The organism is Phycisphaeraceae bacterium, assembly GCA_019454185.1.
Classification (GTDB): domain Bacteria; phylum Planctomycetota; class Phycisphaerae; order Phycisphaerales; family UBA1924; genus JAHBWV01.
On sequence record CP075368.1, the window covers coordinates 752,640 to 774,168 of the forward strand.

The window sequence follows — 21,529 nt, forward strand, 5'->3', positions numbered from 1 at the left end:
GTTGCCATGTCGGGACTGGTCATTGGGGTCGTGATTGCGGGCCTGTTCGTTGTTGTCCTGTTCTGGTTCATCGCGATGTACAACGTGCTGGTCCGGAAGCGGATCGACTGTGACAACGGATGGTCCCAGATCGATGTGCAGTTGAAGCGGCGGTACGACCTTATCCCGAATCTCGTTGAGACGGTGAAGGGGTATGCCTCGCACGAGCGCGAGACGCTGGAGGCGGTGATCTCTGCCAGGAACCAGGCGGTTGCGGTTTCGAGCGATGCGGCCCACGCGATGGAGAAGGGGAAGGCGGAGGGCGCGCTGACCATGGCACTCGGGCGGCTGCTGGCGGTTGCCGAGGCGTATCCGAGTCTGAAAGCGGACGGCTCGTTCATGAAGCTGCAGGAAGAGTTGACGGGGACCGAGAACAAGATCGGCTTCGCTCGCCAGCACTTCAACGACGTGGTCGCGCGATACGAGGAGTCGCGGCAGACGTTCCCGACGACCATCGTGGCGGCACTGTTTGCGTTCCAGAAGCGTGACTACTTCACGGTTGAGAACGAGGCGGAGCGTGCGGCGCCGAAGGTGTCGTTCAAGTAGGAAGGCACGAAGGCACCAAGGCACGAAGGCACCAAGGCACGAAGGCACCAAGGCACGGAGGCACCAAGGCACGGAGGCACCAAGGCACGGAGGCACGGAGGCGAAGAGTCGCGCGGCATGGAGAAGGCGTTGACGCAGGATGAGCGGTTGCGCGAGCGGATCAAGGCGTATCCGGGGACGCTCACGTATCTTGACTTGATCAGGAAGAACAAGCGGGAGAGCGCGGTTCTGGTTGCGCTCATGATTCTGCTGGGCGGCGTGATCGGATGTCTGATCGGCGGCGCGATCGCCATGGGTGCGACGAGGGAGGACATGGCGGTTTCCGCGGCGATCGGTTTCGGTGCCGCGCTGGTTGTGGCGTGCTTCGGCGCGTTGTGGTCTTGGTATGGCGGGTCGAGCGCGATTCTGCGGATGTCCGGGGCGGTTGAGATCACGCGTGAATCGGACCTTGAGTTGTTCAACGTGGTTGATGAGATGCGGATCGCGGCGGGTCTGCCGATGCCCAAGGTATACCTGATTCCGGAGACGGCCTTGAACGCGTTCGCCACTGGTCGGGACCCTGAGCACGCGGCGGTGGCGATCACGACGGCTTTGCGGGAGAAGTTGACGAGGGATGAGTTGCAGGGTGTGATCGCGCACGAGGTGGCGCACATCCGGCACTACGACATTCGCTTCTCGATGCTGATGGCGACGATGGTGGGGTTGATTGTGTTCGCGTGCGACGCGTTTCTGCGTGGGACGCGGCGCGGCATGGTGAGAGGGGCGCGGCGGGCGTCGGGAAAGAATGAGGGGGCGGCGATAGTCGTGCTGTTTGTGCTCGCGATGATGCTGGCGGTGATTGCGCCGTTGCTCGCGCGGGTGATCCAGATGGCCTACAGCAGGAAGCGCGAGTATCTGGCGGATGCGGGGGCGGTGGAGTTGACGCGGAACCCGCTGGGGATCGCGGGGGCGCTACGCAAGTTGGCGGATGACTCGGAGCCGCTGGTGGAGGCGGCGAATCGGGGGACGGCGCACATGTTCATCATGAATCCGCTGCGGAAGAGCCGCACATCGCACGGAGAGCGGAGTTCGCTGTTCTCGTCGCATCCGCCGGTCAGCGAGCGGATCGCTCGGCTGATGGCGTTGACGAGGTAGGGAAGGCACGAAGGTATGGAGGCGGGGCGTCAGTGGCGTGAGCGGGCGTAGCCCTTGCCGACGATGTAGGTCTCGCGTGAGACATCGCGGCTGGCCTTTGGTTTGAAGATCCAGACGGATCCGAAGGCGGCGCGGCACTCTTTGACGAAGTCTGGGAACTCTTCTCCCTCGAAGACCTTGAGGGTGGCGCAGCCGCCCGGGCGGAGGAGGGAGGGGAAGATCTCGAGTGCTCTACGGCAGAGCCGGACGGAGAGGAAGTGGTCTCCGTGTCCGGTGGTGTTCGGGGCCATGTCGGAGATGACGACATCGAACTGCGGGGGCTGGCCTGTGAGTTCGGGGTAGGCCATGGCGCGGAGCGACATTGGATCTGTGGTGTAGATGTCGCCTTCCATGACGTTGACGTTGGGCATTTCGGGGACGCGGGTGCGGAGCAGGTCGATGCCGACGACTCGGCCCTCGGGGCCGACGAGTTCGGTTGCGACCTGGAGCCACGAGCCGGGGGCGCAGCCGAGGTCGAGGACGCGATCGCCGCGTTTGATGAGGCGGTGACGCTCCTGTATCTCTTTGAGTTTGTATGCGGAGCGCGCGGCGTACCCCTCGGTCTTTGCCTGTTTGAAGTAGCGGTCATGGAGTTCGCGTTTGCGTGGCATACAGAAATGGCCAGATGGCACATGGGCAGATGGCAAACAGCGTGAGTATGTCGGTGGAGTGTGCGGGGGGTTAGTCGTTGGATCCGTCAGAGTCGTCGGCGGGGAGGTCGTCGCGTTCTTCGGCCCAGTTGGCCTGGATGGTTTCGAGGATCTTCTCGTTCACGGGATGCTTGGGGTCCGGCTCGAAGCCGGGGAGCGTTTCGACGAGGGCACGGAGTTCGGTGAAACGCAGCGTGTATGGATCGATTGAGGGGTGACGGTCGGCGAGTTCTTCGGCGATCCGCTGGACGTCGAGCCAGCCAAAGGACCTGCTCATGCGTGTTCTCCGGCGTAGCGGCTTGTGAAGGGGGTATCGCGATGTCTTAGTGCGGCACTTCTTTGATGGCGTTGCGGTTCCATGCGGGGACGCGGACGACGATCGGTCCTTCGCGCTCGATCTCGCACTGGCAGGAGAGGCGGGAGTTACGCTGGAGGCCCGGGGCTTCTTCGACACGGTCCTCTTCGGCCTCGGTGGGTTCGGAGAGGTTCTTTGCGCCTTCCTCTATGTAGATGTGGCAGGTGGAGCATGCACAGACGCCACCACATGCATGCTCGATGTTGATGCCGTTGTCCATGGCGACTTCGAGGAGGTGCTCGCCCTTGGCGGCCATGACCTTGAGCTCTTTCTGGTCGCCCCCCGTGAGTGAGTGCGGGTCTTCGAGGATGAATGTCACGGGGACCGTTTCCGGGCCGTGGTCGTGGTCGGAGCGTCGAAGATGCATGGTGTGAACCTCGGTGTCGAGAGATGTCGGGAAGGTGGTTGAGCCGGGCAGATTCTGCGGCTTGGAATCATTCTAGCCGCGGGTGAGTCGAAATCGGCGTGGTTCGGGCCTCGTTGGGATCTCTTGGGGCTTCTGAGACGGGATGTTCCTACGCTTGGCGTCTTTGTCGGGTTTGTGGTGCCGCGGCGGGATCGGTCTGGGTGCGGATGTCATCTCGACCGGGTCTCTTTGTGGTGAGTGTTGACGGTGCCGCGTGCGGCTTATTGCTCGGATTGGATCATTCTTGTTGACGCTTTCAGACGCCATTTCGATTCGCCGGACGTTTGCGATCATCTCTCACCCTGACGCGGGCAAGACGACGCTGACGGAGAAGTTCCTGCTGTATGGCGGTCAGATCGAGCGTGCGGGCTCGGTGACGGCGAGGAAGAACCAGCGGGCGACGGCGTCCGACTGGATGGAGCTTGAGAAGCAGCGTGGGATTTCGATCAGTTCGACGCTGCTGCAGTTTGAGTATGGCGGGTGTCGGGTGAATCTTCTGGACACGCCTGGGCACAAGGATTTTTCTGAGGACACGTATCGGGTGTTGACGGCGGTTGATGCCGCGGTGATGGTGATTGACGCGGGCAAGGGTGTGGAGCCGCAGACGCGGAAGCTGTTCGAGGTGTGCCGCCAGCGTGGGGTGCCGATCTTCACGTTCATGAATAAGTGTGATCGGCCGACGCGGAACCCATTGGAGCTGGTGGATGAGCTGGAGCGTGTGCTGGGGATCCAGTCGTTTGCGATGAACTGGCCGATCGGGAGCGGTCCGGAGTTCAAGGGCGTGTACGACCGTCTTGAGCGTCAGATCCATCTCTTTGAGCGGACGGTTGGCGGGATGTTCGAGGCGCCTGTGAGTCTGGTGGGGCTGGACGATCCGGCGTTGCAGCAGAAGTTGTCGTCTGAGGCGCATCTTGAGTCTCTGGAGGAGATTCGGATGCTCGACGGGGCGGGCGCGGCGTTCGATGCGTCGCAGGTCTTGGCGGGGAAGACGACTCCGGTGTTCTTCGGGAGCGCGATGAACAACTTCGGTGTGCAGTTGCTGCTGGATAGTTTTCTTCGGTATTCGAGCCCGCCGACGGCGCGGCGAGCGGGTGACCAGGTGATCGAGCCGACGGACCCGAGGTTCAGCGGGTTTGTGTTCAAGATCCAGGCGAACATGGACCCGAAGCATCGGGACCGGGTGGCTTTTGTGCGGATCGTGTCGGGCCGGTTCGAGCGCGACATGTTTGTCGTGCACGCGCAGTCGGGAAAGCGCGTGCGGCTGGGGAACGCTCAGAAGTTGTTCGGGAACCAGCGTGAGACGGTGGATGACGCGGTGGCCGGGGATGTGGTGGGGCTTGTGGGGAACGATCTGTTCGGCGTCGGCGACACGCTGACCGACGATCGGACGATCGTGTTCAATGAGATTCCGGAGTTCACGCCGGAGTGTTTCGCGTATCTGAGGAACCCGCAGCCGTCGAACTTCAAGAAGTTCCGTCTGGGGTTGGACCAGTTGATGCGTGAGGGTGTGGCGAGGCGGTTTGAGAGCGTGGGGAGTGTGGGATCGGCGCAGAGCCGCGTGCTGCTGGCGGCGGTGGGGCCGCTGCAGTTCGAGGTGCTGAAGCATCGTCTTGAGGGTGAGTACGGGGCGGAGGCGTTGCTGGAGGGCGCGCCGTGGACGTTGGTGAGGTGGTGGAACGTGAAGGGGAGGGCTCCGTACACGACGGAGGATGAGGATCTTGAGTTGCCGGAGACGCTTGATGGTTCGCTGCTGGCGTTTGACGATCGCGGAAGGGCTGTGGTGCTGTTTGCCGATCAGTGGGCGGAGCGGGCTTTCATGACGCGGAACCCGGCGGTTGAGTTGTCTCCGCTACCGATCGGGAGCAGGCCGCCGGCCGCGGCGGCCACGGAGACTGCATGAGCGGGTATGGAGCGGTTTCGGAGCGGGGCATGATTCTTCTTCTGGGCTGCGATCTATTGGTGAGGTGAACGTTTGAGCAGCGGCGTGAGCCAGGGCGAGATCGAGTTGTCGGTGGTTGCGCCGGCGCATAACGAGGAGGCGAACGTTGCGCCTCTGGTCGAGGAGATCGAGCGCGCGATCGGTCCGTCGGGGATGTCCTATGAGATCGTGGTGATTGATGACGGCTCGACGGACGGGACGAGGGAGCGGCTGCGGGAGTTGATGAAGAGTCGGCCGCGTGTGCGATGCGTGGCGATGACGAGCACGCCGCCGGGGAAGGGGAACGGGCAGTCTGCGGCGTTCCACGCGGGGTTTCGGGCGACGCGGGGGCGTGTGATCGCGGTGCTGGATGCGGATCTTCAGAATGATCCTGCGGATATTCCGGCGATGCTTGAGCAGATGGAGCGCGAGGGCGCGGACATGGTGCAGGGGGATCGCTCTCACGCGAGGAAGGACAATGTTGTGAGGCGGTGGGGGAGTGTGGTGGGGAGGAAGTTTCGGCTGTGGCTGCTGGGTGACACGATCAGGGATACGGGGTGCTCGCTGCGCGTGATGAAGCGCGAGGTTGCGCTGGGGCTGCCTCTGGAGTTCAAGGGGATGCACCGGTTCATTCCGGCGACGGCGCGGCACCTTGGGTTCAAGGTGGTAGAGATGAGGGTCAATCACCGGGCGCGGGTTGCGGGGGAGACGAAGTACGGGATGGGGATTACGAAGCGTGCGTTGCCGGGGCTGCACGATCTGTTTGCGGTGAGGTGGATGCGGAGCAGGCGAAGGCCGGTGACATCGGTTGAGGTTTTCGCTGAGGTGAGTGGGAGTGGAGAGGCGAGTTCCGGGGCACAGGGATGAGTGATGCGCCGGCCAAGAGAAAGCGGGTGAAGTGGGAGCCTGCGGCGGCGATGGTGGCGGTGCTGATTGTCGGCATTGCGCTGGTGCTCGCGCCGGGGGTCGGGAGCTTTGACGGGGTTACTCGCGACGGGGCGACGCTGCACGATTTCCAGGCGGTTCATACACGCGGGCGGGTTGAGGTGCTGCTTGATCCTGCGAGCGGGGAGGCGACGTTCCGGGTGCTGACGCGGGAGAGGGGATCGCGCGAGGTGCACGCCTCTGACGTGATGGACGCGGCGGCGTTCAGGAGCGCGTTCGGCGAGAGGACGTATTCTGACGCGATATCGACCGAGGCGAACTGGGCGTTTCGATTGTTGAAGATCACGTCGTGGGCTTCGCTTGCGTGGGTGGCGGTTGGGTTTGGTGGGCAGCTCGCGTTCTCGGGCCGGATGCTTGTTCAGTGGTTCGTTTCTGAGAAGCAGCGGCAGAGCACGGTGCCGGAGGCGTTCTGGTGGATGAGTCTGATCGGGGGGATGATGCTGTTCGCTTACTTTGCGTGGCGACAGGAGCTGGTCGGGGTGATCGGTCAGACGTCGGGGCTGGTGATTTATGCGAGGAACATTCGGCTGATCTACAAGCAGCGCAGGCGGGAGCGTCGCAACGGCGCGATCGCTGAGGCGGTTTGATCGGAGGCGTGATGAGACTCATGGTGGATGATGCGCAGGTTGCATTGGAGCGTCCGACGCTGGCGGCGGCGATCGCGGCGGGTGCGGCTCATGCCGACTCACTCGGGCGGATCGTGGTGGAGGTTCGCGCCGACGGCGTGACGCTCGCGGAGCGTGACATTGAGTCTGCGCCTGATGTGCCGGGCACGTTCGAGGAGGTCTCGCTTCTGACGGCCTCGAAGGGTGAGCTCGGCGCGAGCGTGCTGATGGCGGCGTCGGGCGCGCTCTCGGATCTGGTGTCGGCCCAGCGGTTTGTCGCTGAGCAGATTCTGGCGACGAAGCTGGAGCCCGCGATGAACGCGCTGCAGGAGGTTCTCAGCGTCTGGCAGGGTGTGCGCGAGGGGACGGACCAGGTCTGCACGCTGATGGCGGCGGACTTCGGCTCGCTCGCGGCTCGGGCGGGCAGGCCGGGCGTTGAGAGCGGGATCGCGGAGCGGACGGCTTCGGCCCTGACGGAGGTGAAGCGGTGCGTGCAGGGGCATGACTGGTCGACGCTGGCGGATGTGATGCAGGATGAGCTGGAATCTCTGGCGCTTGCCTGGCGGGATCTGCTCACGGCGATCGCGGAGTCGCTGGCTGAGGGAGAGTGAGGCGTTCGGTTGTGGGCGAGTTGCACCTGAGTCAGATCGATGAGCTGATGGAACGCGCGTGCGAGGCGCTCGTGCGGATGCGGTACTTTGAGGCGGAGCGTTGTGCGCTGCGTGCGCTTGGGGCTGCGCATCGCGAGCAGGACTTCGATCGCATGGCGAGGATCACGCTTCCGCTGCAAGAGGCGCGGCGGCAGAAGATGCAGTTGGCGATGGACGCGGGGTGTGTCAGGGTCCTGGACGATGCGAGCGAGCGGTTGCGTCGTGGTGGGTTGTATCTGGTTCAGCCGCCCGCGATTGCGATCGAGGCGAGGGCGCTGGTGCAGGATGCGGATCGGCGCGAGGTGCCGGTGCATGTGCTGACGCGTGAGCCGATGACGAATGCCGGGCTGTGGCCGGTCGCGATGGTGAACGGCGAGGTTGCGATTCGGGCGCGGGTTGCACCGCCGTGGACATTGGAAGTGGTGGCGGGTTCACCGACGCGTGATCGCGCGCCGGGGCCGCCTGACGAGGCGTGGTTTCTTGCTGCCTCGGAGGCGGTGGGTGATGCCGCGATCTCGATAGTTGATCCGAAGGACCATCCACACCACAGGGTGGAGGATCTGCTGGAGTTTCTGGATTGCCACCCGCTGCATGAGAAGCTGCACCAGGTGCTGGCGGACGCGTGCCGCGCGTGTGTGGGTGTCGAAGCCCCGAAGCAGTCGCGTCGAGCGACGCGGCTGATGCAAGGGAAGTGGAATCGGATCGGGGATGATGGGTGGTGATGGATCGCAGTTTGTGCGCGATGAAGAACGCTCGGCGTGGCCCCTCCGGCACGCCGAGCGTTGGTGTATGTGTGAGTGTGTGTGTGAGATCAGCGGCGGCGGCGTGTGGCGACGAGACCTGCGAGGCCGCAGACTGCCAGCGATGATGGGGCGGGCAGGACGGCCATGGAGGTGATCATGATGCCGCCTCCGATCTGGCCGACGGCGGTTGCCTCTCCGGTCATGAGGTTGATGCGCCAGAACATGGAGATGGATTGTCCGACATCCTGGCTTGCGGCGTAGGCGAAGTTGTTTGAGGAGATGTCGAAGCCGACGAGGTTTGTGATGTCGGCGCCGAGTGAGCCAACGGTGGTGAGGGTGCCCGCGCTGTTGGCCTGCTTGACGAGGATGTCGAGGCCTGTGTCGATGCCGTAGAGCTGGCTGGTCATGGTGCCGACGAAGTTGTTGTCGTAGGCGGAGCCGACAACGTTGGGATCGACGCCGAAGTTCGGATCGCCCGGGGCGTAGAAGAGGGAGGTGGCGAGGGTGGCGGTGCCGAGATCGGGGTGGAGGACGAGGTTCTGGTTGGCATCGCTGACGACGCGGATGCGGTCGATGGTGGGGTTGAAGTCGAAGCCGAACGCTGATCCGTTGAGGGCGGGAGCGAAGGGTCCTGCGCCGACGGAGGAGACAGTTCCGTTCATGGTGTTGATGGTGTAGAGGTTGTTGAAGCTGCCGAGGGCGTAGAGCTGGCCGGTCGCGGGTCGGAAGTCGATGCCTCGGATGGTTTCGCCGGAGGCGAGCCCGTTGATGGCGACGCCGGTGAGGATGGCGTTAGGCGCGGAGGAGTCCCATGTGACCAGGGTCTGATCCAGTGTGACGCCGAAGACGGTGTGTCCTGCCAGCGCGGGCGCGGCGACGGCGGTGAGTGCGAGGCAGGCGACGATCGCGGTGGTTCTCTTCATGACAATCCCTCTTTCTGCTCTTGGTGTGACCAATGCACAACCTGAGGCGGCACGCGCCGGCCTTGTCTGTGTGCGTTGGTGGGTCGGAGGGATGAACGGGGCTGGAGTGTCTGCGGATTCAGAAGTGTGAGAATTGCTATGATGGAACACGGATGCCTGACTCTGAACGCCCATCTCCGTTGCTGCCGCGGATTGCCGCGGGCGATCAATCGGCCGTTTCGGAGTTGATGGACAGGTACGGGGATCTGTTGTGGTCGCTGGCGAGGTCGTTCACCCGATCGACGGCTGACGCGGAGGAGGCGGTTCAGGACATCTTTGTCTGCCTTTGGGAGCGTGCGGATCGTTACTCTGCGGCACTGGGCGAGGAGGTGACGTTCGTGTCCGTCGTCGCGCGTCGTCGTCTGATTGATCGGTGGCGGAAGGAGTCGAAGCAGCCGGGGACGATGCCGGATGCGGGCGTGGATTCGGCCGGGGATGCGGAGCGTCCGGTTTCGGGTGTGATCCGGAGCGAGGATGTTGAAGAGGCGATGCGGGCGATTTCGGAGCTCGGAGAGGACCAGCGTCTGGTGATCACGCTCTCGATCGCGCACGGGCTTACGCACGAGGGAATAGCGGACCACACGGGAATTCCCTTAGGAACTGTGAAAACCCACATCCGTCGGGGCTTGGCGAGCGTTCGTGAGAGGTTGGCACGTGCGAAGGAGATCGGGAGGGCGACGCCATGAGCGAGCAGCGTCCACCCAATTTCGGGAACCGCGAGGATTCGAGAGACGTTCGCTCGATTGAGGATGCGCGTATCGATGCGGCGACCGGACAGGTGGGGGGTGTTTCGGACGACTTCGCGCCGCCGACTGAGGAGGAGCGTGCGGCGGCGGCGATCCATATCGCGCGGGCTCCGGCGGAGCGGATGCCCGATTCGGTGCGCCAGCGTCTGGAGGCGGCCATGGCCTCGCGGATGGCGCAGCGTGATGTGTCGGGGGAGATCCCTCGGTTGGTTGAGAGCGCGGGCCGGGTTCCGGACGTTCAGGGCACGAGTCGCAGGAGAAAGCCGATGATCTGGCGTGTGGTTCCGTGGGTTGCGGCGGCGGCGGGGATTGCGTTTGCGGTGTATACCGGCTACACGGGGAATCAGGCGCTTCAGCGGCGGAACGCTGAGTATGCGGTCCTTCAGAGCAAGTTTGATGAGATGCAGACGCGGGCCACGTCGAACGAGACGGTGCTGGCGTCGGCACGGAGCCGCGCGGCGGAGTTGGAGCGTGAGTTGAGTGCCGCGCGTGAAGGGATGAGCGACCGTGATGTTCGGCTTGTGGAGGCGGCCAAGCGTGAGCTTGAGCTTGCGGAGCGGCTTGCGTCTGTCACGGCGCAGTTTGAATCGGCGGGTTCGCGGCTGGCTTCGGTCGAGCGTGAGCTGAATGAGTCTCGTCTGACGCTGGCGAGGTTGCAGGCGCCGATCGATCCGGCGGAGCTTCGCCAGAATCGGACGAAGCTGCTGGACGTGCCGGATTCGGTCCAGATCGCGTGGGCTCCGTTCAATCTTCCGGACTCTCCGGCGGAGCAGCTGGGCGTGCAGGGAGATGTGGTGTGGAACGATCGGTTGCAGACAGGTTTCCTGCGATTCGTCGGGCTGAACCCGAATGATCCGAATATCGAGCAGTACCAGGTCTGGGTGATCGATGAGCGGGGGCTGGAGCAGAAGGTTTCCGGCGGCGTGTTCAATGCGAGTGCTGAGGGTGAGATCGTGGTGCCGATTGAGCCGGGGATCGCGGTGGGGCGTGTGGCACTGTTTGCGATCACGGTCGAGAATCCGGGTGGGACGTGGGTACCCGACTTGAAGCGCCGGGTTGTGGTTGCTCCACGGGGTGAGTGAGCCGGCGGATGCCCGGCGGCGAGAGGTGACTTAGCATCTGATCGATGATGTGGACGATACTGGGCGGCGTGGGTCTGTTCTTGCTCGGCATGTCTCTCATGACCGAGGGGCTGAAGGCGGCGGCCGGCGGGACGCTGCGGGCGATTCTTGAGCGACGCGTTTCTAGCCCCGGGCGCGGGGTGTTCTGGGGGGCGGTGCTGACCGCGCTTGTTCAGTCGTCTTCGGCGACGACGATGACGACGATCGGATTTGTCAGTGCGGGGCTGCTGACGTTTCCGCAGGCGGTCGGGGTGATTTTCGGTGCGAACCTCGGGACGACGAGCACGGGGTGGCTCGTTTCGCTTCTCGGGTTCAAGGTGTCGGTCGGGGCTTTCGCGCTACCGTTGGTCTTTGCCGGGGCGGTGATGCGGCTCTTTGGGCGGGGAAGGTTGTCGCAGTCTGGGTTGGCGGTCGCGGGGTTCGGGCTTCTGTTCGTCGGCCTTGCGACGCTCCAGTCGGGCATGTCGGGGCTCTCTGAGCGATTCAGCCCTTCGGACCTGCCTCAGCCGACACTGTTCGGGCGGCTTGCGTTGGTGGGGATCGGGCTGGCGATGACAGTGGTGATGCAGTCTTCGAGCGCGGCGGTCGCGACGACGCTGACGGCGTTGCACGCGGGCGCGATCGAGTTGGACCAGGCGGCGGCGCTCGTGATCGGCCAGAACATCGGTTCGGCGGTGACATCTGCGATCGCGGCGATCGGAGGGTCGACGGCGGCGAAGCGGACCGCGCTGTCGCATGTGCTGTTCAATGTAGTTGCGGCGGCGATCGCGGTGGGCGGGCTCTCCGTGCTGACATGGGGTGCGGAGTGGGTGAGGGCGCACGCTGGGGAGCATGGAGACTCGATCGCGATCGCGATGTTTCATACGCTGTTTAATCTGTGTGGCGTGGTGATTCTGCTGCCGCTGGTCGGGCAGTTTTCGCGGCTGATCGAGCGGATGCTGCCGGAGCGTCGATCGTCGATGCTTGCGCACCTTGACCCGCGGATTCGTGAGACGCCTTCGGTTGCTCCGGAGGCGGCGAGACGGACGCTGCTCGAGGCGACGGCGATCATCGCGAGGGAGTGCGCGGGGGTGCTTGGCGGACAGAGAGGGGTCGCACTTCGGGAGCTGGATGCGGCGGGGCATGCGGTGGGTGAGGCGGCGGGGTTTCTGACGCAGACGGCGGGAGATGGCGGGGGATCGCATGTGGCTTCACGGGTTGCGGTGATGCACGCGATCGACCATCTGGGACGTTGGATTGAGACGCTGCGGGAGATGCCGCGGGGTAGCGGGGATGGGTATGCCGGAGATGAGTTGAGACAGCTCAGGGCCGAGGCGGGTGTCAGGTTGGGCGAGATCCAGCGATGGGGGATGGGAGAGCAGGGGATCGATGTCGAGGCGATCGGGAGGTTGAGCAAGGGGATCGCGAACGCTCGCACGCGGACGCGAGCGGCGATCCTTGAACGCACGGCCACGGGGTTGGCATCGCCGACGCAGGCGTCAGCGTGGATCGAAGAGCTGAAGTGGCTGGATCGATTGATGTACCATGCGTGGCGAGCCACGGCGCATCTTCAGCCCGTGCCTGTCGATGGGGGCGCAGTGAATGAGGCCCACTCGGAGAGTATGGGCGGTGTCGATCATTCCACGTAGGGCCGGAGGCGGCTCAGCCGCGGGCAGGGGCGAGGAGGGCTTCGGGATCCTGGAGGAGTCGGACGATCTCTGCGAGGGCGAGGGCGGCGGTCGCGCCATCGACGACGCGGTGGTCGCAGGCGAGCGAGAGGGGCATGAGTTTGCCGACAAACATGCCGCCGTTACGGACGACGACGCCCTCGCGTGTGCGGCCGACGGCGAGGATGCCGACCTCGGGGTAGTTGATGATCGGGGTGGCGAAGCGTCCGGCGTATGAGCCGACGTTGCTGATGGTGAAGGTGGAGCCCATCAACTGATCGCGCGGGATAGAGCGGTCGCGAGCGGAGGAGGCGATCTGGTTGACGTGGCGGCCGATCTCGAGGACGCCGAGGGCATCGCAGTCGCGAACGACGGGGACCATGAGGCCGTTGTCGGTGTCGGTGGCTATGCCCATATGGATCGCGCGGTGCTGGATGATCTCTTCGTTGGCATCGTCGGTCGTGCTGTTGAGCACGCGGAACTGGTCCATGGAGAGCGTGCGGCAGACGGCGGAGCAGACGAAGGGGAGGAATGAGACCTTCTCGCCGGACGCGGCGGCAAGCTTCTTGCGGAGGGTGTCGAGCGCGGAGACATCGGCCTCGTCCATGACGTTGAAGTGGACGGCCTGGTTGACGGATTCGCGAAGGCGGTTGGCGATGGTGCGGCGGACGCCCCGGAAGGGGATACGTGTGACGGCTTCGCCGGGGGCGAAGGTCACGGCGGGGCGAGGAGCTGGAGCGGGCGTTGCGGCGCGAGCCGGAGCGGCGGGCGCGGGTGTGCGCGGTGCTGGTGCCGGGGTCCGCGAGGTTGTGGTCGTTGCGGCGGCGGGGATGGACGGCTGTGCCATATCGCAACGGGGGCCACCGGATGCGCCACCGGATGCGGCGGCGCGGACGTCCTTCTCCGTGACGCGGCCACCGATGCCGGAGCCGCTGACGCGATCGATGTCGATGTTCAGATCGCGGGCGAGGCGGCGGACGGCGGGGGTGGCGAGGGCTTTGCCCGGAGCGGCGGACATGCCGGCGAGTTCGCCCGACATCTTGCCGACGACTGTGCCGGCGTCCTCGCGATGGGCGGGTTCGGCGGGCTCGGCGTGGGCGCCGTTGGCATGGCCGGAGGAAGCGGGCTTGGCGGAAGCCGCGGGCTTGGACTCGCTGGCGGCGTCACCGACGTACGTCACGAGGGGGTTGCCGACGTGCTGGATCTCGCCTTCGACGCCGTGCAACTCCTTGATGGTGCCGGCGCGGGGGCTTGGGACTTCGACAAGGGCCTTGTCGGTCTCCATCTCGGCGAGGATGTCGTGCTCGGCGACGGTCTGGCCGACCTGTACACGCCACTTGATGAGTTCGGCCTCGTGCACACCCTCGCCGAGATCGGGGAGGATGAAGACGTTGGGGTCGGCGGACTTCTGATGCGCCATTGGTCGCAACTCCTACAGATTTCCAGCCATCCGCATGCGATGGCCCATGGTCTACTTCGGCGCGCGTGGGGCGCGTCCCTTCTTCAAGACACTGCGGGCTGAAAGCCCTCCGAGCACGAGGCCGAGAACAGCACCCGCCCAGTTTGTCGTCCAGTACTCCAGTTCAAAGACGGTAACGGGGCGGGGCGGAACGGGTGGAAGGTGCGGCATCAGGAACCAGCCGCCGAGAAAGAAACAGCCGATGAAGACGACGATGAACGAGATGATCGCGTTGGTCGTCCGCATCCGGGCTTCTCAGTACGAAAGCGTTTGAACGATCGCTTCGCCGATGCGTTCGGCGTTGGGGAGGTACTCCAGCTCAAGCTTGTAGTAGGGCATGACGGTGTCGAAGCCGGCGACGCGCTGCACGGGGGCCTTCAGGTGCAGGAAGCAGTGTTCCTGGATGATGGCGGAGAGTTCGGCGCCCATGCCGCAGGTCTTGGGCGCTTCGTGGACGATGACGCAGCGGCCGGTCTTCTGGACCGACTGGATGATGGTGTCCTGGTCGATGGGGTAGATGGTTCGGAGGTCGATGAGCTCGGCGGAGACATCTTCGGGGAGTTTGTCGAGGGCGGCGAGGCACTCGAAGACCGATGCGCCCCAGGAGACGACGGTGATGTCGGTGCCTTCGGAGACGACCTTGGCCTGGCCGATGGGGATGGTGTACTCGTCTTCGGGGATCTGCTCGCGATAGGAGCGGTAGACGCGCTTGGGCTCGAAGAAGACGATCGGGTCGGGGTCGCGGATGGCGGAGAGGAGGAGCCCTTTGGCGTCGTAGGGTGTGCAGGGCATGACGACCTTGAGGCCGGGCGTGTGGGCGTAGATGGATTCGGGGGAGTCGGAGTGGAGTTCGGGGGCGTGGATGCCGCCGCCGACGGGAACGCGGACGGTCATGGGGACGGTGATCGCTCCGCGTGAGCGTGTGCGATAGCGTGCGGCGTGGTTGGTGAGCTGGTCGTATGCGGGGCCCATGAACCCTTCGAACTGGATCTCGGGGATGGGACGCATGCCGCCCATGGCCAGGCCGATGGCGGTGCCCATGATGCCGGACTCTGCAAGGGGCGTGTCGACGACGCGGTCGGCGCCGAAGCGTTTCTGGAGGCCGTCGGTGACGCGGAAAACGCCGCCGTTCAGTCCGACGTCCTCACCGAGGCAGACGACGCGATCGTCGCGTTCCATCTCCTGGTAGAGGGCCTCGTTGATGGCGTCGACGAGGGTGAGGCCCTTCTCTTTCATCATGTCGGTGCGGGGCATGGACGGCTCCGTGAAATGCGAACTACTAGGTGGACAGGACTCAACTATTGCTCCATTGCGATCCGACTGAGAACGAGTCAAGCCATTGGTCCAAGCTAAGCGGGCTCAATCTCTTCATTGTGGTTTGCCCTCCGACACTCTCGGCAACGACTGGATTGAGCCCAGTCGCATCAATCAAGTCTTGCACGAGCGGCATGGACTGAGTGGCCATCAGGACCTGACATTTTTCTGTGGCTCCTCGAAGCAAGCCGCTCAAGACATGAAGTGCGAGAGGGTGGAGACCCAACTCGGGCTCATCGATCACCATGAACTTCGGACGGTGCTCCAAGGGTTGGAGCAAGAGAGTGACTAAGGCCATCAGTCGGAGCGTTCCGTCCGATGCTTGATCGACGTCAAACTCGGTGGAAACCGATGTCTCCTTCCATCGAAGCCGGATTGATCTCCTGTCAAGGCCCATTGGCGTTAACACAAAGTCATCGAACTGCGGTATCGCGGCTCTGAGGTGCCGTCGAATTTCCTTGTAGACGTCTGGATATCCATCTCGTATCGCAAGAAGGACAGCGGGGAGGTTTCCGCCATTGCTCTTCAGTGTGACATTGTCATTGACAGAGCAGTTTTGCCTGAGCGGCGACGTCAGGGAGGTGTCGTGGAACTGAAAGGCACGGCATCCGTTCAAAAGCCATCGCACTACACCTGCTGGCTTGACGCCGTCCTCAGAAGCCGATCGCAGTGAAGATTCTCGATGGCCTGCACCAAGTGAATGCTCGGCTTCGGGCTGGGTCGAGCCGGTGCGTTTGAAGCTTACTCGTTCATCGGTGAATACGAATGAATCTCCTGCCGCATGAGCGATGCTAAAGCTGTATTGATTGGTGCCTTGATCAGCACGGAGCGTCATTGAAGCCTCGATGATGCGTGATACGCTCGGTCCGTGGTGCAGTACCTTGCTCGCGCCTCCGCATCGCTGCTGAACGAACTCGGATTGAAATGCGCCGGTTTGCATGAATCCGAGCATCTGGAAGAATGACAGCAAGCTTGACTTGCCTGAGCCATTAATTCCGACAATCACGGTCAGGTCGTCAAGATTGATATCGAGCGACTTGATCGCCTTGTAGCTTCGCAACGACAGATGCTCAACGTGTCGCATGGTGATCCCTTCAAGCCACGCTTGACTGATGGTCTGCCAGTCCGGCCTGGGTAGGGTCTTGGCCGAGCGAGCTGGTGCGCATGGTGCGCTTCTGGCGCTCGAGTTCTTCGGGGATCTCGGCGTAGGTGTAGTCGAAGATGTCGCTGATGAGGGGCTTCTCGATGGTCTCGGCGGCCTTGACGACGTCGGCGACGAAGACCTTGGCCTTCTCTTCGGCGGCCTTCTGCTTCTCGTCGGACCAGAGGTTCTTGCGTTCGAGGTACTTTCGGAGGCGGATCATGGGGTCCTTGCCGACCCATGCGTCCACTTCCTTCGTGTCGCGGTAGCGACGGGCGTCGTCGGCGGTGGTGTGGTCGGCCAGCCGGTAGGTGACGGCCTCGATGAAGGAGGGGCCGCCGCCCTGGCGGGCGCGTTCGATGGCATCCTTGCTGGCCTTGTGAACGGCGAGGAGGTCGTTGCCGTCGACCTGGATGGTTGGCATGTCGTAGGCGAGGGCCTTCTGGGCGACTGTGGCGGAGTTCATCTGCTGGTCACGCGGGACGCTGATGGCCCACTGGTTGTTCTGGCAGAAGAAGACGCAGGGGACCTGAAGGGTGGAAGCGAAATTCATGGCCTCGTGGAAGTCGCCTTCGGAGGTGGCGCCGTCGCCGAAGTAGGTGATGGTGACGCGGGGCTCCTTCTTGAGCTTGAAGGCCCAGGCGATGCCGGTGGCGTGGAGCATCTGGGTGCCGATGGGGATGGAGAGGGGCGTCATGTTGACGCCCTCGGGGATCTGGTTGCCACGCTCGTCGCCCATCCAGTGAAGGAGGATGTAGTGCATGGGGAGGCCGTGCAGGAAGAGGGCGGCGTTCTCGCGGTAGCAGGGGACGAGGAAGTCAACGCCCTTCTTGGCGGCGTAGCCGGAGCCGATGGCGGCGGCTTCCTGGCCCTTGTTCTGCGGGTAGGTGCCCATGCGTCCGGATCGCTGGAGCTTGAAGGCGATCTCGTCGAGCTGGCGGCAGTCGATCATGAACTGGTAGAGCTTCAGGATCTCCTCGTCGGAGAGGGTGTCCTTGGCGAGCTTGGCGTCGACGTGGCCCTCCTCGTCCATGATCTGGAGGTACTCAACGGACGCCGAATAGACGGTGCGGCTGGGCATGAGCCGGGCTCCTCTGGGTTCGGTCCTAGTTTACGCCAGAAAGGTGGCGATCGCGCCCCGCGTGATGAGAAGAAACGGCACGCGGCGAGTGGCGTGTGGTGGGGGATCGCTCACGCGGAGTGTCACCAGCGGCTTTGCGGGCTACTGGTGGGACGCGGCGTGGGCACGGTGGTCGGCGGGGGCTTGCGCGAACTGGCTTTGCCGATCGCCGGGGAACTGTTTGATGCCGTCCTGTTTGGGCGTGCGGCCTGAGCCCTTGGCATTCGGCGAACGCTCGGAGATGATGAACTGGTTGTTTGACATCGCGTCGGAGTGCTTGAGCGCGGCGTCGGCGGCCTTGAGCATGGTCTCGTCGGCGTTGTCGTAGAGCGCGCGGATGTTGGCGTGGAACTCGCACTCGGCGAGGTCGAGGAAGTGGATGGCCGCGGCGCGATCGCGCTCGAACTCGAGATCGGCACCGTTGCCCTTGCCGGCGTGCGACTTCAGATCGGAGTCGAGCTTGGCGAGGGTGCAGAGGGCGGCGTGGGCGAGGAGGGCGCAGTCGGCGAGTCTTGCCTGGACTGCCTGGTGGACGAGCAGGCGTTCCTCGAAGCGTTTGCTCGTGATCTTGAACTGGTAGGTGTGCTCCTGGACCATGCGGCAGATGCGCTCGGCGTAGGGGCGGAGCGAGGAGTCGATGGTTGAGGAGGAGATGGTGGGGACGCGTCGGCGGATGCCGAGGAAGACTTCGAGACCGAGCGGGACTGCGGCTCGCATGATCTTGGGCTTGAGGAGGTTGGGGGTGATGCGTGCGAGGTTCTTGGCGAAGGACTCGTCCTTGTCCCAGTCGACTTTTTCTTTGACGGCGAGCATCTTCTCGGCGAGTTGCTTGCCTCCGTATCCGAAGATATAGGCCTGCATGACGTCGTTTGCGCCCTCGACGATGAGGTTGATGCGCGAATCGCGGAAGATGCGTTCGACCTCGTTCTCGGTCATGTAGGACTCGCCGCCCATGATCTGCACGGCGTCGTTGACGACTCGCCATCCGTACTCGGAGCAGAAGACCTTGCAGAGGGCGGTTTCGACCTGGATGTCCTCGTCGTGGCGATCGAGCATGCCGGTCGTCATATAGAGGACTGCATCCATCGCGTAGTCGTACGCGGCCATTCGGGCGATGCGCTGGCGGACGAGTTCCTTGTCCGCGAGGGGGAGCCCGAACTGGAATCGCGTCTGCGACCACTTTGTGGCCTGGTCGCGGCAGCGGCGCGCGCCGCCGAGCATTCCGGCGGAGAGGGTGCAGCGTCCGTAGTTGAGACATGAGAGGGCGATCTGGAGCCCGCGTCCTTCTTGTCCGAGGAGGTTGCACTTGGGGACGCGGACGTTGTTGAATCGGATGCGGGCCTGCCATGTGCCGCGGATGCCGCATTTGGAGCGGTTTTTCTGGAAGATGTCAACGCCTTCGAGCCATGGGTGGCAGACGAGTGCGGAGATCTTTCCCTTACCGTCGGGTCGGCTTTCGCGGGCCATGACGGTGAAGAGGCCGGAGATTGCTCCGGATGTCGCCCACTTCTTTTCGCCGTTGATGATGTAGTCGCCGTTCTCGTCTTTGGTGAAGGTGGTTTCGCAGCCGCCCGCATCGCAGCCGACGTTGGGTTCTGAGAGACAGAACGCGCTGAGCCAGTCTTTGGCGAGGTGCGGGAGCCAGAGTTTTTTCTGTTCCTCTGAGCCGTAGAGCATGACGGCCTTGCAGCCGATCGACTGGTGTGCGGAGACGAGGACGGCGGTGGAGCCGCAGTACATGCCGATGCGTTCGAGGACGCGGTTGTAGGAGGTGATGCCGAGTCCGAGGCCGCCGAAGTCCTTGGGGATGGTCATGCCGAGCACGCCGATCTCGAAGAGTCGATCGATGACCCAGCGTGGGATCTCCTGATCCTGGTCGATGGCGACGGCGGGATGCTCGTTGCGGAGGTACTCGTCGAGGCGGGCGAGCAGTTGGTCGCACTCGGCTTGTTCGCGTGCGTCCTGCTGGGGGTAGGGGAAGTAGTAGGACTCTTTCACGTTGCCCCAGAAGATGTTCTTGACGGGACCCATGTTTGTGGGCTCTGCGCCGAGCCATTCTTCCGCCTGCTCGAGGAGCTTGCGGTCGGCTTCCGAGATGCCCTTCATCTGCTTGAGATCAGCCATTCGAGGTGCTCCGCACAACGGACGAGTCGTTCAACAGCGCCGAGTGAGTGGATGTGACAAGTTCGAATCGGATCGAACGGGAAGAAATCAACCTTAGGCCTTGGGGCCTGCGGACTTGGCGAAGAAACCGTCTATCGCTTTGATCGCTTCTGGGGTGTGCCTCAGATGCACGAGCGATCGTTGTTCGGAGGTGAGGGCAGCTTGCCACCCCCCGGAGAGCCCCGCATCGACGGCGGCGGCGACTGCTCTTGCCGACGCGGTGTCGGGGAGGTCGGCACGTATGGAGTCCAAAGCCGCGAGGACGGCTGCGCGTGTCGCGGGGCGACCGGTCCAGCGGAGTGGTTGGCCATCGCGAGCGGGGGTTGATCCCCGATTGTGGGCGAGCCACTCCAAGCAGGTTTCTTCAAGTTCGTGGCGGTCGTCGGCGACCTCTGAGAAGAGGTTATGTTTGACGGCTTCGTCGAAGGTGAGGGGGGTTCCTGTGGCGGTGCGTCGGATGGCCTCTGCGGGGTCCATCAGGGCGGGGAGCAGACTGGCTCCGCCCCAGCCGGGACAGATGGAGAGGCCGGATTCGGGCAGCCCGACCGGGTAGGGCTTGCCGGGTTGGCCGTCACGCATCGGCGGTTTGCACGCGATGAGCGCGTCGCAGTGCATCGCAATCTCAAGTCCGCCGCCGAGCGCGGCACCGTTGATGGCTGCGACGGTGGGGAAAGGGCACGCGCTGAGCATACCGAAGACCTTCGATCCGTAGGCGAGGTAGCGTTCGAGTTGGTCGTCTGAGAGTTCGCGGATGGACTTCAGATCGGCACCGGCGACGAAGACGCGTTCGCTGGCCGATTCCAAGATGAGCCCGGTCGCATCGCGAGGAACGAGACGGAGCGTTGATTCGATACGTTGGATGAGTTCGAGATCGAGCACGACGACCGGTTTACCCGGCTGTTCGAGCACGATGCTGATGGCACCCGGACAGGGGCCGTCCGCGTGCCGCCGAATCGGGAGTGGCGGCATTCCGTGGGGCATTCCCGAGTTTATGCCCCGAAGCGGTCGATTCCCACACGCTGAGGGGGATCGAGTGGGCGAAGCCGCGGAGGATCAGTTTGAGAGTTTCTGTCTCAGGCGTGTCTGAGCATCGTCGGTCGCGAGCACCGATGCGGAGAGATCCGCAGCGCGACGGATGAGTGCTTCGTCGAGCGAGCCGTCGAGCTCGTTGAGGAGGGACTTGGTGGCGGCGATTGCGAGAGGGCCTCCGGAAGCGATCCTGGATGCGGTTTCGGTGACGGCGACATCCAGTTCCTGGAGTGTGGGGAGGGCGCGGTTGGCGATACCGACCTGGGCGGCCTCGGCTCCCGACATGAGCCCGCCGAGGAGGAGCACGCGGCGGGCGGGTCCGGGACCGATTTTGCGTACGAGCCAGGGAGTGACGACGGCCGGGCAGACGCCGAGATCGACCTCGGGGAACCCCATTTTCGAGTCTTCGTGTGTGAGGGCGACATCACAGACGCAGGCGAGCCCGCAGCCGCCTCCTATTGCGGCACCGTTGACGCGAGCGATGGTGACAAGGGGCAGCTTTCGGAGTCGCAGGGTGAGCAGGCCGAGGCGGGTGAGGAGTTCGTGGGCGAGGGCGTTGTTGCCGAGGACGGCTTTGAGATCCATGCCAGCGCAGAAGGAGCGACCTGCGCCTGTGATGATGAGGGCGGAGAGGGAATCCTTGCGGGATTCGATTTCTGTGAGTGAGTGGTCGATGGCTTCGAGAAGATCGAGCGAGATCGCGTTTCGCGCGTCCGGTCGATTGAGGGTGAGCGTGGCGACGCGGGCTTCGGTGGAGAGGATCGAGAGCGGGGATGGCATAGGTCGTTTATAGCAACG

General features: G+C 63.8%; 22 protein-coding genes. 10 read left to right on the plus strand and 12 right to left on the minus strand.

The genetic code is table 11. The features are described 5' to 3' along the window. Positions 1 to 6 precede the first annotated feature (6 nt). The gene (locus tag KF838_03015; GenBank protein ID QYK48827.1) at positions 7 to 585 is read left to right on the plus strand and encodes a LemA family protein; all 579 of its coding nucleotides are present in this window, start codon (positions 7 to 9) and stop codon (positions 583 to 585) included. 117 nt (positions 586 to 702) lie between these two features. Next, complete coding sequence (locus KF838_03020; protein ID QYK48828.1) at positions 703 to 1,719, plus strand: M48 family metallopeptidase; 1,017 nt, start codon at positions 703 to 705, stop codon at positions 1,717 to 1,719. 29 nt (positions 1,720 to 1,748) lie between these two features. Here the strand turns inward: KF838_03020 and KF838_03025 are convergent, their stop codons facing one another. The 3 genes from KF838_03025 to KF838_03035 form a co-directional block, all read right to left on the minus strand. Beyond that, positions 1,749 to 2,369, minus strand: a complete 621-nt coding sequence (locus tag KF838_03025; protein ID QYK48829.1) for an RlmE family RNA methyltransferase — start codon at positions 2,367 to 2,369, stop codon at positions 1,749 to 1,751. A gap of 70 nt (positions 2,370 to 2,439) precedes the next feature. Further along, positions 2,440 to 2,685, minus strand: coding sequence for a Fe-S cluster assembly protein IscX (gene iscX, locus KF838_03030; protein ID QYK48830.1), 246 nt, complete (start codon positions 2,683 to 2,685; stop codon positions 2,440 to 2,442). Between the two features lie 46 nt (positions 2,686 to 2,731). Next, complete coding sequence (locus KF838_03035) at positions 2,732 to 3,130, minus strand: 2Fe-2S iron-sulfur cluster binding domain-containing protein (protein ID QYK48831.1); 399 nt, start codon at positions 3,128 to 3,130, stop codon at positions 2,732 to 2,734. 286 nt (positions 3,131 to 3,416) lie between these two features. Here KF838_03035 and KF838_03040 point away from each other — a divergent pair, with 286 nt between their 5' ends. From KF838_03040 to KF838_03060, 5 genes are all read left to right on the plus strand, one after another. Then, on the plus strand, positions 3,417 to 5,069 hold the full coding sequence (locus tag KF838_03040) for a peptide chain release factor 3 (protein QYK48832.1): 1,653 nt from the start codon (positions 3,417 to 3,419) through the stop codon (positions 5,067 to 5,069). A gap of 84 nt (positions 5,070 to 5,153) precedes the next feature. Then, positions 5,154 to 5,954: a glycosyltransferase family 2 protein gene (locus KF838_03045; GenBank protein ID QYK48833.1), complete on the plus strand. Its 801-nt coding sequence runs from the start codon at positions 5,154 to 5,156 to the stop codon at positions 5,952 to 5,954. 26 nt (positions 5,955 to 5,980) lie between these two features. Further along, a complete protein-coding gene (locus KF838_03050; protein QYK48834.1) occupies positions 5,981 to 6,619 on the plus strand; it encodes a lipid-A-disaccharide synthase N-terminal domain-containing protein in 639 nt (212 codons plus the stop codon). 11 nt (positions 6,620 to 6,630) lie between these two features. Then, positions 6,631 to 7,248, plus strand: coding sequence for a hypothetical protein (locus KF838_03055; protein ID QYK48835.1), 618 nt, complete (start codon positions 6,631 to 6,633; stop codon positions 7,246 to 7,248). Continuing rightward, the gene (locus tag KF838_03060; protein ID QYK48836.1) at positions 7,245 to 8,009 is read left to right on the plus strand and encodes a hypothetical protein; all 765 of its coding nucleotides are present in this window, start codon (positions 7,245 to 7,247) and stop codon (positions 8,007 to 8,009) included. The genes KF838_03055 and KF838_03060 overlap by 4 nt, the downstream gene beginning before the upstream one ends. Positions 8,010 to 8,098: 89 nt before the next feature. Here KF838_03060 and KF838_03065 read toward each other — a convergent pair whose 3' ends face one another. Continuing rightward, a complete protein-coding gene (locus tag KF838_03065) occupies positions 8,099 to 8,953 on the minus strand; it encodes a DUF4394 domain-containing protein (GenBank protein ID QYK48837.1) in 855 nt (284 codons plus the stop codon). Positions 8,954 to 9,105: 152 nt separating this feature from the next. On the opposite strand from KF838_03065, the gene KF838_03070 reads away from it, so the two are divergent. The 3 genes from KF838_03070 to KF838_03080 are packed head-to-tail and all read left to right on the plus strand — an operon-like array spanning position 9,106 to position 12,487. Continuing rightward, entirely contained in the window at positions 9,106 to 9,678 is a 573-nt protein-coding gene (locus KF838_03070) for an RNA polymerase sigma factor (protein QYK48838.1), read from the plus strand. Beyond that, positions 9,675 to 10,820 carry an anti-sigma factor gene (locus KF838_03075; GenBank protein ID QYK48839.1) on the plus strand — a complete coding sequence of 382 codons (1,146 nt, stop codon included), beginning with the start codon at positions 9,675 to 9,677 and terminating at the stop codon, positions 10,818 to 10,820. The genes KF838_03070 and KF838_03075 overlap by 4 nt, the downstream gene beginning before the upstream one ends. 44 nt (positions 10,821 to 10,864) lie before the next feature. Continuing rightward, positions 10,865 to 12,487, plus strand: coding sequence for a Na/Pi cotransporter family protein (locus tag KF838_03080; protein ID QYK48840.1), 1,623 nt, complete (start codon positions 10,865 to 10,867; stop codon positions 12,485 to 12,487). A gap of 13 nt (positions 12,488 to 12,500) precedes the next feature. On the opposite strand, the gene KF838_03085 is transcribed toward KF838_03080, so the two are convergent. The 8 genes from KF838_03085 to KF838_03120 all read right to left on the minus strand — a co-directional run bounded on the left by KF838_03085 (position 12,501) and on the right by KF838_03120 (position 21,511). After that, entirely contained in the window at positions 12,501 to 13,925 is a 1,425-nt protein-coding gene (locus KF838_03085; GenBank protein QYK48841.1) for a 2-oxo acid dehydrogenase subunit E2, read from the minus strand. Positions 13,926 to 13,976: 51 nt separating this feature from the next. Then, positions 13,977 to 14,210 (minus strand): hypothetical protein, encoded by a 234-nt coding sequence (locus tag KF838_03090; protein QYK48842.1) that lies wholly within the window; start codon positions 14,208 to 14,210, stop codon positions 13,977 to 13,979. A gap of 9 nt (positions 14,211 to 14,219) precedes the next feature. Further along, positions 14,220 to 15,200: an alpha-ketoacid dehydrogenase subunit beta gene (locus KF838_03095; GenBank protein ID QYK49809.1), complete on the minus strand. Its 981-nt coding sequence runs from the start codon at positions 15,198 to 15,200 to the stop codon at positions 14,220 to 14,222. A gap of 58 nt (positions 15,201 to 15,258) precedes the next feature. Then, the gene (locus KF838_03100) at positions 15,259 to 16,362 is read right to left on the minus strand and encodes an AAA family ATPase (GenBank protein ID QYK48843.1); all 1,104 of its coding nucleotides are present in this window, start codon (positions 16,360 to 16,362) and stop codon (positions 15,259 to 15,261) included. Positions 16,363 to 16,372: 10 nt separating this feature from the next. Further along, positions 16,373 to 17,500, minus strand: coding sequence for a pyruvate dehydrogenase (acetyl-transferring) E1 component subunit alpha (gene pdhA, locus KF838_03105; GenBank protein ID QYK48844.1), 1,128 nt, complete (start codon positions 17,498 to 17,500; stop codon positions 16,373 to 16,375). Positions 17,501 to 17,641: 141 nt separating this feature from the next. Next, positions 17,642 to 19,663, minus strand: coding sequence for an acyl-CoA dehydrogenase family protein (locus KF838_03110; protein QYK48845.1), 2,022 nt, complete (start codon positions 19,661 to 19,663; stop codon positions 17,642 to 17,644). A 93-nt stretch (positions 19,664 to 19,756) separates the two neighbouring features. Beyond that, positions 19,757 to 20,683, minus strand: a complete 927-nt coding sequence (locus KF838_03115; GenBank protein QYK48846.1) for an enoyl-CoA hydratase/isomerase family protein — start codon at positions 20,681 to 20,683, stop codon at positions 19,757 to 19,759. A 72-nt stretch (positions 20,684 to 20,755) separates the two neighbouring features. Continuing rightward, a complete protein-coding gene (locus tag KF838_03120) occupies positions 20,756 to 21,511 on the minus strand; it encodes an enoyl-CoA hydratase/isomerase family protein (protein QYK48847.1) in 756 nt (251 codons plus the stop codon). Positions 21,512 to 21,529 lie beyond the last annotated feature (18 nt).

Bases quoted from the DNA above. Each gene is read 5' to 3' on its own strand.
- KF838_03015 (QYK48827.1), top strand. From the start codon at position 7: ATGTCGGGACTGGTCATTGGGGTCGTGATTGCGGGCCTGTTCGTTGTT.
- KF838_03020 (QYK48828.1), top strand. From the start codon at position 703: ATGGAGAAGGCGTTGACGCAGGATGAGCGGTTGCGCGAGCGGATCAAG.
- KF838_03025 (QYK48829.1), bottom strand. From the start codon at position 2,369: ATGCCACGCAAACGCGAACTCCATGACCGCTACTTCAAACAGGCAAAG.
- iscX (QYK48830.1), bottom strand. From the start codon at position 2,685: ATGAGCAGGTCCTTTGGCTGGCTCGACGTCCAGCGGATCGCCGAAGAA.
- KF838_03035 (QYK48831.1), bottom strand. From the start codon at position 3,130: ATGCATCTTCGACGCTCCGACCACGACCACGGCCCGGAAACGGTCCCC.
- KF838_03055 (QYK48835.1), top strand. From the start codon at position 6,631: ATGAGACTCATGGTGGATGATGCGCAGGTTGCATTGGAGCGTCCGACG.
- KF838_03065 (QYK48837.1), bottom strand. From the start codon at position 8,953: ATGAAGAGAACCACCGCGATCGTCGCCTGCCTCGCACTCACCGCCGTC.
- KF838_03070 (QYK48838.1), top strand. From the start codon at position 9,106: ATGCCTGACTCTGAACGCCCATCTCCGTTGCTGCCGCGGATTGCCGCG.
- KF838_03075 (QYK48839.1), top strand. From the start codon at position 9,675: ATGAGCGAGCAGCGTCCACCCAATTTCGGGAACCGCGAGGATTCGAGA.
- KF838_03080 (QYK48840.1), top strand. From the start codon at position 10,865: ATGATGTGGACGATACTGGGCGGCGTGGGTCTGTTCTTGCTCGGCATG.
- KF838_03085 (QYK48841.1), bottom strand. From the start codon at position 13,925: ATGGCGCATCAGAAGTCCGCCGACCCCAACGTCTTCATCCTCCCCGAT.
- KF838_03090 (QYK48842.1), bottom strand. From the start codon at position 14,210: ATGCGGACGACCAACGCGATCATCTCGTTCATCGTCGTCTTCATCGGC.
- KF838_03095 (QYK49809.1), bottom strand. From the start codon at position 15,200: ATGAAAGAGAAGGGCCTCACCCTCGTCGACGCCATCAACGAGGCCCTC.
- KF838_03100 (QYK48843.1), bottom strand. From the start codon at position 16,362: ATGCGACACGTTGAGCATCTGTCGTTGCGAAGCTACAAGGCGATCAAG.
- pdhA (QYK48844.1), bottom strand. From the start codon at position 17,500: ATGCCCAGCCGCACCGTCTATTCGGCGTCCGTTGAGTACCTCCAGATC.
- KF838_03110 (QYK48845.1), bottom strand. From the start codon at position 19,663: ATGGCTGATCTCAAGCAGATGAAGGGCATCTCGGAAGCCGACCGCAAG.
- KF838_03115 (QYK48846.1), bottom strand. From the start codon at position 20,683: ATGCCCCACGGAATGCCGCCACTCCCGATTCGGCGGCACGCGGACGGC.
- KF838_03120 (QYK48847.1), bottom strand. From the start codon at position 21,511: ATGCCATCCCCGCTCTCGATCCTCTCCACCGAAGCCCGCGTCGCCACG.